Below are 12,608 nucleotides of genomic sequence, written 5' to 3'. Positions count from 1 at the left end.
CGGGATGTGACGGGCCGTCCGCGGCCGCGGCGTCCCACCGGGGCACCGCGCGCGGCCGGCGCACGGCGTCCCGCCACGGTCTCCGCGGGCCGGGACCGGAACCGGGGCCGGGCGCTCGCCCGGCCGGCGGTGCCGCCGGCGACACGCCGGACCGCGCCGGCCGCCGCCTCCGGGGGACACGCGCTCCCACCAGGGGGCGTGCCCCCTCGGCGCGGACGTCCGGCCCCGCGACACGGACCGGCGGGTGTGAACCAGTGGCACGGACCGGCGGCGGACGCGGCGGGCCGGGACGCGGCGGCCGTCCCCTCCCGGCCGCCGCACGGCCCGCCCGGGCCTACGGCCGCAGCGCCCGCAGCAGCAGGTCCGCCAGGTGGTCGGCGACCTGCTGGGGGGTGAGGCGTCCGCCGGGGCGGTACCAGGTGCTGAGGTGGTGGACGGAGCCGAAGTGGTAGTCCACCACCAGGTCGGCCGGGGTGGCCGTGCTGAACACCCCCGCCTTCTGCCCCTCCTCGATCAGGGCGCGGAACCGCTCGTGGTAGCGGCGCCGCTCGGCCCGCACCTGCTTCTGCTTCTCCTCGCTGAGCTGGTGCATGGAGCGGAAGAAGATCGACGCGTCGTCGAGGTTCTCGATGGTGGTGACGACGACGTCGGCGGCGGCGTCGCGCAGCCGCTGCTCCACGGGGGCGTCGGCCTCCGCGAAGGCGTCCAGGCGCTCCTGCTGGAGGCGCAGCACGCGGCCGTAGATCTCGTGGAGCAGGTCGTCCTTGGAGCCGAAGTAGTGGTAGAGCGCGCCCTTGGTCACCCCCGCCGCCTCGACGATCTCCTGGACGGAAGTGCGGTCGTAGCCGCGGTCGGCGAACAGCCGGGTGGCGGCTGCCAGCAGCCGCTGCGGAACCGGCTGGGTGGTGCTGCCCTGCCGCCTGGTCGCCGGGCTCGTCATGGCGCTTCCTCCTGATGCTGGTGCTCGTCCTGGTGCCCGCCGTCTTCTCGGCGCTGCCGCTGGATTGTCTCCAGCTTCCGCTGCACACGGTTCATCGCACCCAGCCACGCGTCCGTGTCGGACGCCCGGGCGACCGCGTAGCGGCCGACCTCCGGGTGCGGCAGGACGAGGAAGCGCCTCTCGGCGATCGCCTCCAGCACGGCCCGGGCGACGTCCTCCGGTTCGATGGCCGTGTCCTTCAGGACCAGCTCGCCGGCGGTGGAGGCGGAGGCGAGCATGTCGGTCCGCACGCCCTGCGGGCACACCGCGTGGACATCGACGCCGCGGTGGCGGTAGGTGACCGACAGCCACTCGGCGAAGGCGAGGGCGGCGTGCTTGGAGACACTGTAGGGGGCGGAGCCGACCATGGTGAGCATCCCGGCGGCGGAGACCGTGGCGACGAACCGGCCGCGGCCGCGCTCCAGCCACTCGGGCAGCAGTTCGCGCGCCGCCCGGACGTGGGCCATCACATTGACGTCCCAGGCGGCGCCCCAGACGGCGTCCCCGGCCTCGGGGCCGCCGGAGGGGGCGATGCCGGCGTTGGCGCAGAAGGTGTCGACGGTGCCGCCGAGGGCCTCGCGGGCGGCCGGGACGATCTCCGAGGCGTCGCCGGGGACGGCCACGCCGCCGATCTCCTCGGCGACGGCCCGCGCCCGGCCCGCGTCGAGGTCGTTGACGGCGACCCGGGCGCCGGCTGCGGCGAAGGCCCGGGCGAGGGCGGCGCCGATGCCGCCGCCCGCTCCGGTCACCACGACCGCCGTGTCCCGCAAGCTCTCCATGTGCCCACCCCTCGGCTCGTGCCGGTCGCCGGAGCCGGCCCGCGGGGGCCGGTGACCGGTGATCCACGGATTTCTCCACAGACTAACCAGTCGGTATGTGGCATCGGAAGATTCGGGGGCACACGGATCCATTGGAGGGTCCGGTACGTCCCAGCGATGACGGCTGTGGTCGCTTACGTCGGAGGTGGTACGCGTTGGCCGGTTTCAACGCCCTGGCGGAACAGGTCCGCGATTCCCGGAGAGACCCGTCGCAGCGCCGGCAGGCGCTGCGCAAGTGCCTGGAGCGCTTCGCGCCGTACGGGCACCGTGCCACCTGGCACCACCTGTGCGCCCGCGCGGGCATCTCCCCGGACGACCGCAGCCCCGACCCCGAGCGGCTGGTGTCCGCGCTGGAGGAGCTGGAGGAGGCCCGGGAGGTCTGGCTGGCGTACGAGCGCGACTTCGCGCGGCGGCGCAGGGAGCAGAAGTACGAGGGCGTCCGGCAGCCGCCGGGCGACGCCTGGCACCGGCGCTGCTGGGGCGGTCGCGGGCTCCTGCCCGTCGAGGACCCCGAGGCGGCGCCGCCCGCTCCCCTGGCCGACGTCGTGCGCCGTCTGGTCCGGGAGGCGGAGGTGCGCGAGGCGCAGCGCGCGGCGCAGGCGATGCACACCGCCCGGCAGGCGCAGCAGGCGGCGGGCCGCTCCGCGAATTCCGTGGGGAGGATGGCGGTCAGTCACTGACGGCCGGAGGTCCGGCCGCCGGGCCGGCTTCCGTACGGGCCGGGCGCCGTCCGGTTCCCGGCCCGGGCCGTTCCGGAAGGCCGGGAGGACCGAGGGCTCCGGCACGGGCGGAGCACGGTCTCGGGCACGGGAGGAGCACGGCGTGTCACGGCGAGTCCCGGATGCACCGGGGCCCGCCGTGACACGCCGTGGCGCGCCGTGGGCGGCGGGGTGGCCGGGAGCGGGACGGCCGTTGACATGTCCGAGCCTCCCCAGCATGCTGAGCAAGCGCTTAGTCGCGCACAGGGACACCACGGTCACACGGTTGGGGAGGAGAGCTTCGATGGCGGAGCCGCGGGTTTTCGCGTCGGTCGACGAGCTTCGGGCGGCGGTCGGCGAGGAGTTGGGCGTCAGCGACTGGCTGGAGATCGACCAGAAGCGGATCGACCTCTTCGCGGACGCGACGGGCGACCACCAGTGGATCCACGTGGACCCCGGGAAGGCGGCGGCCGGGCCGTTCGGCACGACCATCGCGCACGGCTACCTGACGCTCTCCCTGCTGCCGGTGCTGGTGCCCCAGCTCATGCGGGTCGAGGGGGTGCGGATGGGCATCAACTACGGCGTGAACAAGGTCCGCTTCCCCTCCCCCGTGCCGGTCGGCTCCCGGCTGCGCGCGACCGGCGCCGTCCTGGACGTCGCCGAGGTGTCGGAGGGCTGCGCGCAGCTCACGATGCGGGTGACGGTCGAGCGCGAGGGCGGCGAGAAGCCGGTGTGCGTCGCCGAGAGCGTCGTCCGCTACTACCTCTGAGGCCCCTGCCGCTCCGGCCGGCCGTCCCCGCGGGGAGCGCCGGCCGGGGCGCCGACCATCCGCAGGACGAGGTCGGCGTAGAGGGCGCCGATCTCCCCGGGGGTGCGCGACCCCCCGGAGCGGAACCAGCGGGCGACGTCGATGCAGAGCGAGAGCACCGCCAGGGCGGTGCCCCGGACGTCCGCGACCGCGAACTCCCCGACGGCCACCCCGTCCTCCAGGATGCCGCGCAGGATCTCCTCGCTGCGCCGCCGCAGGGCGACGATCTCGGTGTAGTGCTCCTCGGCGAGGGCGTTCAGCTCGTACTGCACCACCCGGGCCGTGGTGTGGCGCTCGGCGTGCCAGCGGACGAAGGCGCGGACGGCCGCGGCCAGCCGGTCGGCGGGGCTCGTCGCGCTGTCGTTCGCCTCGGTGAGGATGCGCACCGAGCGCTCATGACCGACCCGGCTGATCTGGTAGAGCAGCTCCTCCTTGGTGCGGTAGTGGATGTAGAGCGCGGCCGGGCTCATCCCGGCGCGCGAGGCGATGTCCCGGGTGGTGGTGGCGTGGAAGCCCCGCTCGGCGAACGCCTCGACCGCCGCCAGCAGCAGCCGCCGGGCGGCGTCCGGGGTCACTCCGCCCCAGGCGTCGTCCGGCTCCCTCGCGTCGGCGCCCCCCGCGCCGGGGGCGGCGCCGTCCGCCGCGCCGCCCGGGGACTCGTCCACGACTTCGGGCTCCGCCCCGGGCTCCGTCTCCGCCGTCATCCGCACCTCGCCCCGCTCCGTCTCGTCGGCCGGGCGAACACCATACATCGACTGCTGAGCAGCCGCTTAGGGGGAGCGGGGCGAAGGGGGCGGGGGCTCCCGGCGGACGGGCCGCCGAGGGGCCTCAGAAGGCGGAGACCCCGGTCAGCGAGCGTCCGATGAGCAGCTTGTGGATCTGGCTGGTGCCCTCGTACAGCGTCATCACCCGGGCGTCGCGCAGCAGCTTGCCGACCGGGTACTCGTCGATGTAGCCGTAGCCGCCGAAGACCTGGAGGGCGTTGTTGGCGGCCCGCACGGCGGCCTCGGAGGCGTAGAGCTTGGCGACGGAGGACTCCGTGGCGAAGGGCAGGCCCCGGTCGATGTGGTCGGCCACCCGCCAGGTCAGCAGCCGGGCGGCGTCGACGTCCACGGCGATGTCGCTGATCAGCTCCTGGACGAGCTGGTGGTGGGCGATGGGCTTCCCGAACTGCTCGCGTTCGCGCGCGTACCCCACCGCCGCGTCCAGCGCCGCCTGCGCTATGCCGACGCATCCGGCCGCCACCGACATGCGCCCCTTGGCAAGGGCGGACATGGCGACGGAGAATCCCTTTCCCTCGGGGCCGATCCGGCAGCCGTCCGGCACGCGGACGCCCTCGAACGCCAGCTCGGCGGTGGCCTGTCCCCGCAGTCCGAGCTTGCCGTGGATCTCCCGGCGGGTCAGGCCCGGGGTGTCGGTGGGGACGAGGAAGGCGGTGATGCCCTTGTGGCCCGGCTCGGCGCCCGTGCGGGCGAAGAGGAGGACCACGTCGGCCCAGGTGCCGTTGGTGATGAACATCTTGGCGCCGTCGATCACCCAGTCGCCGCCGTCCCGCCGGGCGCGGGTGGTGAGGGCGGCCGCGTCGGAGCCGGTGCCCGGCTCGGTCAGGCCGAAGCAGCCGATGGCCTCGCCGGAGCAGAGCCGGGGCAGCCACCGCCGCTTCTGCTCCTCGTCGCCCCAGGCCGCGATCGACTTGGCGACCAGGCCGAGGGAGACGGACAGCACCCCGCGCACGGCGGAGTCGCCGCGGCCCAGCTCCTCGGTGACCAGGCAGTACGCCAGGTGGTCGCCGCCGGAGCCGCCGTACTCCTCCGGGATCGTCAGCCCCAGGAAGCCCAGGTCGCCCAGCGCCTTCACCACCGCCCGGTCGATGCTCTCGGCGCGGTCCCACTCGGCGGCGTGCGGGACGATCTCCCGGTCGACGAACTCCTTGGCGAGCCGCCGTACGGCGGCCTGCTCCTCGGACAGCTCCAGATCCATGCCCATTAAACTAGCAGCGCTAGTTACAGCTTCCCAGACATCGCACACGACCCGAGGATGTGATCCGTGGCACGCCCCCGTACCCCTCTGCTCAGCCGGGAGCGGATCGTGGCGGCAGCGCTCGCGCTGGTGGACGCCGAGGGACTGCCGGCCGTCTCCACCCGCAGGCTCGCCGCCGAGCTGGGCGTCAGCGGCCCGTCCCTGTACAACCACTTCCGCACCAAGGACGAGATCCTGGACGCCGTCGCCGACGCGGTGTGCGCCGATGTCGACCTGTCGATGTTCACCGACGGCACCGACTGGCGGGACGCCCTGGTGGCCTGGGCCCGCTCCTACCGCGCGGCACTCGCCGCGCACCCCAACATCGTCCCCCACCTGGCGCGGGGGCCCGGCCGGCGGCCCAGCCAGCTCCGGATGGCCGACGCGGTCTACGGGGCGATGCGCGACGCCGGCTGGCCGCGCGCCCAGGCGACCCACATCGGCGCGACGATGCGGTACTTCGTCGCCGGCTCGGCGCTCGGCTCCTTCGCCCGGGGCTTCGTCGACGACGCCGCGCTGTACGAACGGGACTACCCGCACCTGGACCAGGCCCACCTGCTGGCCGAGCACCAGCAGCGGGTCGACGAGGGCGCGTTCGAGACGGGCCTGCGCGCCCTCGTCGACGGGCTGGCGCTCCGCTTCCCCGGCGGCGGGGGCGGGGCGGGGCGGGAGGACGGAGCGGGGCGGGACGCGGACTAGAACACCACCAGCGTCCGGCCGCCGCGTCCGGCGAGCATGGCCTCGAAGGCCGCCGGCACGCCGTCCAGGCCGATCCGGTCGGTGACCAGCGCGCCCAGGTCCAGCCGCCCGGCGCGGACGTGGTCCGCGAGCACCGGAAGGTCGCGGACGGGGTCGCAGTTGCCGTAGACGCAGCCGGACAGGGTCCGCGCGAAGTGGAAGATCTCCAGCGGGGAGAAGGAGACCCGCTGCTCCTTGCCGCCGATGCCGACGACGGTGGTGCGGCCGCCGCGCCGGGTGGAGGACCAGGCGGCGCGGATGGTCTCCGCGCGCCCCACGCACTCGACGGCCACGTCCGCGCCCAGCCCGCCGGTGAGCCCGCGGACCTCCCTGGCGGTGGCGTCGGAGGCGAGCAGGAAGTCGGTGGCCCCGGCGCCGCGGGCCAGCTCCTCCTTCTCCGGGGAGACGTCGACGGCCACGATCGTCCCCGCGCCCGCGATCCGCGCGGACTGGAGCACCGCCAGACCCACCCCGCCGACGCCGAAGACGGCCACGGACTCGCCCTCCCGCACCCGGGCGCTGTGGTGGACCGCCCCGTAGCCGGTGAGGACCGCGCAGCCCAGCAGGGCCGCGTCGGCCGGCGGGACGCCCTCGGGCAGCGGGAGCACGGCGCGCTCGCTCACCACCGTCTCCTCGGCGAACGCGGCGGTGCCCAGGCCGGGGTACAGGTCCCGGCCGTCCGCGGCGCGGGCGTAGGGCACGGCGGAGGCCGCGTTCGCCTCGGTGCACAGCCAGGGCTCGCCCAGCCGGGCGCAGAAGTGGCAGTTCCCGCACGGGGGCGCCCAGTTGAGGACGACCGCGTCCCCCGGCGAGACGGCGGTGACGCCCTCGCCCACGGCGGTCACGGTGCCCGCGCCCTCGTGGCCGAGGACGGCGGGGACGGGCTGGCGCAGGGTGCCGTTGGACAGCGACAGGTCGGAGTGGCAGACCCCGGCGGCGGCGAGGCGGACCCTCACCCGGCCGGGGCCCGGCTCCGGCAGCTCTATCTCCCCCAGTTCCAGCGGGGCGTTGACGGCGGGCAGGACGACGGCGCGGACCACGTGGCGTTTCCTCTCGTGTCCTTGTCGGACGGGCGGGTCGGACGGGTCGGGGCTGGGCGAACGGGACGAGCGGGTGGGCGGGTCGGGCGGAGGTGCGGGCCTCCCGGGCGGACGCTCAGAACTGCAGGGACTTGGTCTGGAGGTACTCGCTCAGGCCGTGCGGCCCCAACTCCCTGCCCACACCGGACTGCTTGTAGCCGCCGAAGGGCGCCAGGGGGTTGAACCGGCCCCCGTTGACGTCCACCTGACCGGTCTGCAGGCGGCGGGCGACGGCGACGGCCTCCTCGTCGTCCCCGGCCCAGACGGCGCCGGCCAGACCGTAGGCGGAGTCGTTGGCGATGCGGATCGCGTCCTCGGTGTCCTCGTAGCGCATCACGCACAGGACCGGGCCGAAGATCTCCTCCTGGGCGATGGTCATCTCCGGTGTGACGCCGGCGAAGACGGTGGGGCGCACGTAGTACCCCCGCCGCGGCTCCTCGGGGGCGTCGGGGCCGCCCGCGACCGGCTCGGCGCCCTCGGCGATCCCGGTGCGGATGTAGCCGGTGACGCGCTCGCGCTGCCGGGCGCTGACCACCGGGCCCAGGCGGGTGGCGGGGTCGGCGGGGTCGCCGGGGACGTATTTGGCCGCCGCGGCGGCGGCGATCTCCACGGCCTCGTCGTACCGGTCGGCGTGGACCAGCATCCGGGTCCAGGCGCTGCACGTCTGGCCGGAGTTGGCCATCACGTTGCCCACGCCGATCTTCACGGCCTTCACCAGGTCGGCGCCGGGCAGGACGATGTTGGCGGACTTGCCGCCCAGTTCCAGCGCGACCCGCTTGACCGCGCCTCCCGCGACGGCCCCGATGCGGCGGCCCACGGCGGTGGAGCCGGTGAAGGAGACCATGTCCACGCCCTCGTGCTCGGCCAGGGCCTGCCCGGCGGCCGGGCCGAGTCCGGTGACGAGGTTGAACACCCCGGCGGGCAGGCCCGCCTCGTGGACGGCCTCGGCGAAGAGCTGCGCGACCAGCGGGGTGTCCTCGGCGGGCTTGAGGACCATGGTGCAGCCGGCCGCGAGGGCCGGGGCGGCCTTGGCGACGATCTGGTGCAGCGGGTAGTTCCAGGGCGTGATGGCGCCGACGACGCCGACCGGCTCGTGGAGCACCCGGGAGGTGCCCAGCTTCTCCTCGAAGGGGTGCCCGGCGGCGAGTTCGGCGTACGTCCCGGCGACCGTGATGGGCAGGTCGGCGTGGACGGCCCGCGAGAAGGAGAGGGGGGCGCCCAGTTCCGCGGTGACGGTGGCGGCGATCGTCTCGCGCCGGGCGGCCAGGGCGTCGCGCAGCGCGCCGATCCGCGCGGCGCGCTCGGCCGGTTCGGTGGCGGCCCAGCCGGGCAGGGCCGCCCGGGCGGCGGCCACGGCCGCGTCCACGTCCTCGGCGGCGCCCGCCGGGACGGCGCCGATGACCTCCTCGGTGGCCGGGTTGACGACCTCGATCGTCCCGCCGCCCGCGGCGGGCCGCCAGTCCCCGTCGATGTACATGCCGTTGTGTGCCTGCATGACCCCAAACTAGCGGCGCTAGTTTGGGGTGTCACGGGGGCGGCGCATGCCGTGGGTCACACGGGATCCGGCGCCGGGGCCGCGGGGACGTCCGCGGGGGCCGGCACCGGGGCGACCTCCACCGGGAACCCGTTGAGCACGGCGGTCCCCGACAGCGGGTCGAGCAGCCGGCCGTCCAGGAGCCGGTTGACGTTGGCCCCGGGGTCGGCGGAGGCCGTCGGCGTCCGCGTGCCGGGCCGGTCGTGGCCCCAGCCGTGCGGCAGGCTGACGACTCCGGGGCGCACCGAGCCGGTCACCTCCACCGGCGCCCGGACCGCGCCCCCGTCGCCGCGGATCTCGGCCAGGCCGCCGTCGGCCAGGCCGAGCCGGGCGGCGTCGTCGGGGTGGACGCGGAGGGTGCAGCGGTTGCTGCCGCCCCTCAGCCCGGGGACGTTGTGCATCCAGCTGTTGTTGGACCGCAGGTGGCGCCGGCCCACGAGCACCAGGGCGCCGGGCGACTCCCGGCGCTCCGCCAGGTGCCGGCGCAGCCGGGCGGCGTCGGCCGCGATCGGCTCCGGGCACAGCTCGACCGTGCCGGAGGGGGTGCGCAGCACCTCGGGCAGCCGGGGGCGGAGCGGGCCGAGGTCGATGCCGTGGGGGTGCTCCAGCAGCCCCGCCAGGGTCAGGCCCTCCGGGTCCGCGCCGAAACCGTCGCCGTACGGGCCGAGCCGCAGCATCAGGTCCAGGCGGCGTTCGGCGCCGTTCTCGCCGGTCAGCAGGGCCTCCAGACCGGCCGGGTCCCGGCCGTGGACCGGGGAGCGGGGGTCGGCGACGGCCGCGGCCAGGGTCTGCCGGACGACCGCGGCGTCGACGGACTCCGGGTCGGCGCCGGGCGTCCCGGAGGCGCACAGCACCAGCCGGGCCAGGATCTCGCCCTCGCTCACCTCCCCCGCGCGCGGGGGGATCACCGGGCGGGTGTAGCGCACCTGGTTGCGGACGGCCAGGGCGTTGAAGGAGAAGTCGAAGTGCGGGCTGCGGGAGGGTCTGGGCGGCGGCAGGACGACGTGGGCGTGGCGGGAGGTCTCGTTGAGGTACGGGTCGACGGCGACCATGAAGTCCAGCCCGCCCAGCGCCCTCTCCAGCCGGGGGCCGTCCGGCGCGGAGAGCACGGGGTTGCCGGCGACGCAGACCAGCGCCCGTATCCGCCCCTCGCCCGGCGTCTCGATCTCCTCGGCCAGCGCGGCGGCCGGGAACTCGCCCTTGACCTCGGGGTGCCCGCTCACCCGGCTGCGCCTGCGGCCGGTGACGAAGCCCCGGCCCGGGGCGGGCGGCCGGGGCGCGCGGGCGGTGGCCGACAGCGGGAACATCGCCCCGCCGGGCCGGTCGAGGTTGCCGGTGAGCGCGTTGAGGACGTCGACCAGCCAGCTCGTCAGGGTGCCGAACGCGACCGCGGTGCTGCCGATCCGGCCGTAGACCGCGGCGCGTCCGGCGGCGGCCAGTTCGCGGGCGAGGGCGCGGATCTCCTCCGGCGCCACGCCGCACGCGCCGGCGACGGCCTCGGGGGTGAAGTCCGCGGCGAGCCGCGCCACGTCCTCCACTCCGCTCAGGTGCGGGCCGGACGCCCCGGGGTCGGTCAGGCCCTCGGCGAAGAGGACCTGGACCATCGCCATCAGCAGCGGGGCGTCGCCGCCGGGCCGGACCGCCACGTACCGGTCGGCCAGCCGCGCGGTGCGGGTGCGGACCGGGTCGATCACGGTCAGGGTGCCGCCGCGCCGCCGCAGGGCCCTCAGCCGGCCGGGGAAGTCGGGCGCCGTGCACAGGCTGCCGTTGGACTCCAGCGGGTTGGCGCCGACGACCAGCAGGTGGTCGGTGCGGTCCAGATCGGGGACGGGGATGGCCAGCGGGTCGCCGTACAGCAGTCCGCCGGAGACGTGCTTGGGCATCTGGTCGAGGGTGGAGGCGGTGAAGAGGTTGGGGGTGCGCAGCGCCTTCACCAGCAGGGGCGGGTAGAGGGCCCCGGCGACGGTGTGGACGTTGGGGTTGCCCAGGAAGACGCCCACCGCCCGGGGGTCGCCGGCCGCCAGGACGCCGCCGAGTCCCTCGGCGACCGCGGCGAACGCCTCCTCCCAGTCCGTCTCCCGCAGGCGGCCGCCGCGGCGGACCAGGGGGCGGACGAGCCGGTCGGGGTCGCCGTCCAGCTCGCCGAAGAGGGCGCCCTTGGGGCAGACGTAGCCGCGGCTGAGGACGTCGTCGCGGTCCCCGCGCGCGGCGGTGATCCGCTCCTGCCCGCCCTCCCCGGCGACCGTGACGCTCAGCCCGCAGGTGGCCTCGCACAGCGGGCAGATCCGCAGGGCCTCGCGGGTCCGCGCACCGCTGCTCTCCGACATCGCCGACATCGCTCCCCCTGGTGGACGGCGCCCGGGACGGGCGGGACGAAACGGACGGACGGCAGGTCCGTACCGACCGGCCGGTAAGCGAACCCTAGCCCGCCGCTCCCCGTGTGCCCAGGGGTCGGAGGCGGAACGGCGCCACGTCCGCGTCCCGCCGCCGTTGACGTGCGCGTCCCCGCATTCCTATGGTTGCCAACAGGAAACCCTGAGCACCGGGAGCGTTGCGATGAGTGGCACGACGAGCGGTTTCGAGCAGGCCCGCAAGACCGCGGAGGGGCTGACGTACTCCGCCGGCTTCGGCAACGAGCACAGCAGCGAGGCGGTCCCCGGGGCGCTTCCGGTCGGCCGCAACTCGCCGCAGCGCGCTCCCCTCGGGCTCTACGCCGAGCAGCTCAGCGGCACCGCCTTCACCGAGCCGCGCGCCCACAACCGCCGCTCGTGGCTGTACCGCGTCCGCCCCTCGGCCGCCCACCCGCGCTTCGTCCGCGCGGACGCCTCCACCGGCCCCGGCCTGCGCGGCGCCCCCTTCGCCCAGGCCGAGCCCGACCCCAACCGGCTGCGCTGGGACCCGCTGCCCGACCCCGCCCCCGGCACCGACTTCCTGGACGGGCTGTGGACGCTGGGCGGCAACGGCGACCCCGCCCGGCGCGAGGGCATGGCCATCCACCTCTACGCCGCCAACGCCCCCATGGAGCGCAGGGTGTTCGGCGACGCCGACGGCGAACTGCTGATCGTCCCCGAGCGGGGCGGGCTGCTGCTGCGCACCGAGTTCGGCCTGCTGCGCGCCGAGCCGGGCCACGTGGCGCTGATCCCGCGCGGGGTCCGCTTCCGCGTCGAGCCGCTGGACCCGGTGGTGCGCGGCTACGTCTGCGAGAACATGGGCCGCCCCTTCACCCTCCCCGACCTCGGCCCCATCGGCGCCAACGGCCTGGCCAACCCCCGGGACTTCCTCGCACCCACCGCCGCCCACGAGGACGTGGAGGGCCCGGTGGAGGTCGTCAACAAGTTCTGCGGCAGCCTCTGGACGGCCACCTACGACCACTCGCCCCTGGACGTCGTCGCCTGGCACGGCAACCTGGTGCCGTACGTCTACGACCTGCGCCGCTTCAACGTGATCGGCAGCATCAGCTACGACCACCCCGACCCGTCGATCTTCACCGTCCTCACCTCGCCCACCGACACCCCGGGCCTGGCGAACGTGGACTTCGTGGTCTTCGCCCCGCGCTGGCTGGTCGGCGAGGACACCTTCCGGCCGCCCTACTTCCACCGCAACGTGATGAGCGAGTACATGGGCCTGATCGAGGGCGCCTACGACGCCAGGAAGGCGGGCCCGGGAGGCTTCGTCCCCGGCGGCGGCTCGCTCCACCCCATGATGTCCGCGCACGGCCCGGACCGGGAGACCTTCGACCGGGCCAGCGCCGCCGACCTGGTCCCGCAGAAGGTGGACGACGGCCTGGCCTTCATGTTCGAGACCCGCTGGCCGGTGCTCCTCACCCCGCAGGCCCGGGACGCGGACCACCTCCAGCGCGGCTACGACGACGTGTGGCAGGGTCTGGAGCGTCACTTCACGTCGTGACACCCGTGCCGCAACGCCGTGAGCCGGCC

11 protein-coding genes are annotated in these 12,608 nt (G+C 75.4%); 4 read left to right on the top strand and 7 right to left on the bottom strand.

From position 1 onward, the window contains the following. Positions 1 to 334: 334 nt before the first annotated feature. Both ABD358_RS09390 and ABD358_RS09385 read right to left on the bottom strand, forming a co-directional pair. Positions 335 to 940, bottom strand: coding sequence for a TetR/AcrR family transcriptional regulator (locus tag ABD358_RS09390; protein WP_344630431.1), 606 nt, complete (start codon positions 938 to 940; stop codon positions 335 to 337). After that, on the bottom strand, positions 937 to 1,758 hold the full coding sequence (locus tag ABD358_RS09385; RefSeq protein WP_344630430.1) for an SDR family oxidoreductase: 822 nt from the start codon (positions 1,756 to 1,758) through the stop codon (positions 937 to 939). Before ABD358_RS09385 ends, ABD358_RS09390 begins: the two co-directional genes overlap by 4 nt. Before the next feature lie 194 nt (positions 1,759 to 1,952). Here ABD358_RS09385 and ABD358_RS09380 point away from each other — a divergent pair, with 194 nt between their 5' ends. Together ABD358_RS09380 and ABD358_RS09375 are read left to right on the top strand one after the other, a co-directional pair. Next, positions 1,953 to 2,477: a hypothetical protein gene (locus ABD358_RS09380; RefSeq protein ID WP_344630429.1), complete on the top strand. Its 525-nt coding sequence runs from the start codon at positions 1,953 to 1,955 to the stop codon at positions 2,475 to 2,477. 322 nt (positions 2,478 to 2,799) lie between these two features. Further along, positions 2,800 to 3,264 (top strand): MaoC family dehydratase, encoded by a 465-nt coding sequence (locus ABD358_RS09375; protein ID WP_344630428.1) that lies wholly within the window; start codon positions 2,800 to 2,802, stop codon positions 3,262 to 3,264. On the opposite strand, the gene ABD358_RS09370 is transcribed toward ABD358_RS09375, so the two are convergent. Together ABD358_RS09370 and ABD358_RS09365 are read right to left on the bottom strand one after the other, a co-directional pair. Beyond that, complete coding sequence (locus ABD358_RS09370; protein ID WP_344630427.1) at positions 3,255 to 4,007, bottom strand: TetR/AcrR family transcriptional regulator; 753 nt, start codon at positions 4,005 to 4,007, stop codon at positions 3,255 to 3,257. The genes ABD358_RS09375 and ABD358_RS09370 overlap by 10 nt on opposite strands. A gap of 124 nt (positions 4,008 to 4,131) precedes the next feature. Further along, positions 4,132 to 5,283, bottom strand: coding sequence for an acyl-CoA dehydrogenase family protein (locus ABD358_RS09365; RefSeq protein WP_344630426.1), 1,152 nt, complete (start codon positions 5,281 to 5,283; stop codon positions 4,132 to 4,134). Positions 5,284 to 5,349: 66 nt separating this feature from the next. On the opposite strand from ABD358_RS09365, the gene ABD358_RS09360 reads away from it, so the two are divergent. Beyond that, a complete protein-coding gene (locus tag ABD358_RS09360) occupies positions 5,350 to 6,021 on the top strand; it encodes a TetR/AcrR family transcriptional regulator (RefSeq protein WP_344630425.1) in 672 nt (223 codons plus the stop codon). Here the strand turns inward: ABD358_RS09360 and ABD358_RS09355 are convergent. The 3 genes from ABD358_RS09355 to ABD358_RS09345 form a co-directional block, all read right to left on the bottom strand. Beyond that, entirely contained in the window at positions 6,018 to 7,100 is a 1,083-nt protein-coding gene (locus ABD358_RS09355) for a Zn-dependent alcohol dehydrogenase (RefSeq protein WP_344630424.1), read from the bottom strand. The genes ABD358_RS09360 and ABD358_RS09355 overlap by 4 nt on opposite strands. Positions 7,101 to 7,215: 115 nt before the next feature. Further along, positions 7,216 to 8,634, bottom strand: coding sequence for an aldehyde dehydrogenase family protein (locus ABD358_RS09350; RefSeq protein ID WP_344630423.1), 1,419 nt, complete (start codon positions 8,632 to 8,634; stop codon positions 7,216 to 7,218). A 56-nt stretch (positions 8,635 to 8,690) separates the two neighbouring features. Further along, a complete protein-coding gene (locus ABD358_RS09345; protein ID WP_344630422.1) occupies positions 8,691 to 11,000 on the bottom strand; it encodes a molybdopterin-dependent oxidoreductase in 2,310 nt (769 codons plus the stop codon). A gap of 229 nt (positions 11,001 to 11,229) precedes the next feature. Here ABD358_RS09345 and hmgA point away from each other — a divergent pair, with 229 nt between their 5' ends. Continuing rightward, entirely contained in the window at positions 11,230 to 12,579 is a 1,350-nt protein-coding gene (hmgA, locus tag ABD358_RS09340; RefSeq protein ID WP_344630421.1) for a homogentisate 1,2-dioxygenase, read from the top strand. Positions 12,580 to 12,608: the final 29 nt, after the last annotated feature.

The organism is Streptomyces glaucosporus (assembly GCF_039533345.1).
GTDB classification, from domain to species: Bacteria; Actinomycetota; Actinomycetes; order Streptomycetales; family Streptomycetaceae; genus Streptomyces; species Streptomyces glaucosporus.
Note: the sequence above shows the minus strand (reverse complement) of the source record. Positions and strands in the feature narration are given on the sequence as shown.

What these genes read in the sequence shown, in the direction of transcription:
- ABD358_RS09370 (WP_344630427.1), bottom strand. Translation starts at nt 4,007, where the DNA reads ATGACGGCGGAGACGGAGCCCGGGGCGGAGCCCGAAGTCGTGGACGAG.
- ABD358_RS09345 (WP_344630422.1), bottom strand. Translation starts at nt 11,000, where the DNA reads ATGTCGGAGAGCAGCGGTGCGCGGACCCGCGAGGCCCTGCGGATCTGC.
- ABD358_RS09390 (WP_344630431.1), bottom strand. Translation starts at nt 940, where the DNA reads ATGACGAGCCCGGCGACCAGGCGGCAGGGCAGCACCACCCAGCCGGTT.
- ABD358_RS09350 (WP_344630423.1), bottom strand. Translation starts at nt 8,634, where the DNA reads ATGCAGGCACACAACGGCATGTACATCGACGGGGACTGGCGGCCCGCC.
- ABD358_RS09365 (WP_344630426.1), bottom strand. Translation starts at nt 5,283, where the DNA reads ATGGATCTGGAGCTGTCCGAGGAGCAGGCCGCCGTACGGCGGCTCGCC.
- ABD358_RS09375 (WP_344630428.1), top strand. Translation starts at nt 2,800, where the DNA reads ATGGCGGAGCCGCGGGTTTTCGCGTCGGTCGACGAGCTTCGGGCGGCG.
- ABD358_RS09385 (WP_344630430.1), bottom strand. Translation starts at nt 1,758, where the DNA reads ATGGAGAGCTTGCGGGACACGGCGGTCGTGGTGACCGGAGCGGGCGGC.
- hmgA (WP_344630421.1), top strand. Translation starts at nt 11,230, where the DNA reads ATGAGTGGCACGACGAGCGGTTTCGAGCAGGCCCGCAAGACCGCGGAG.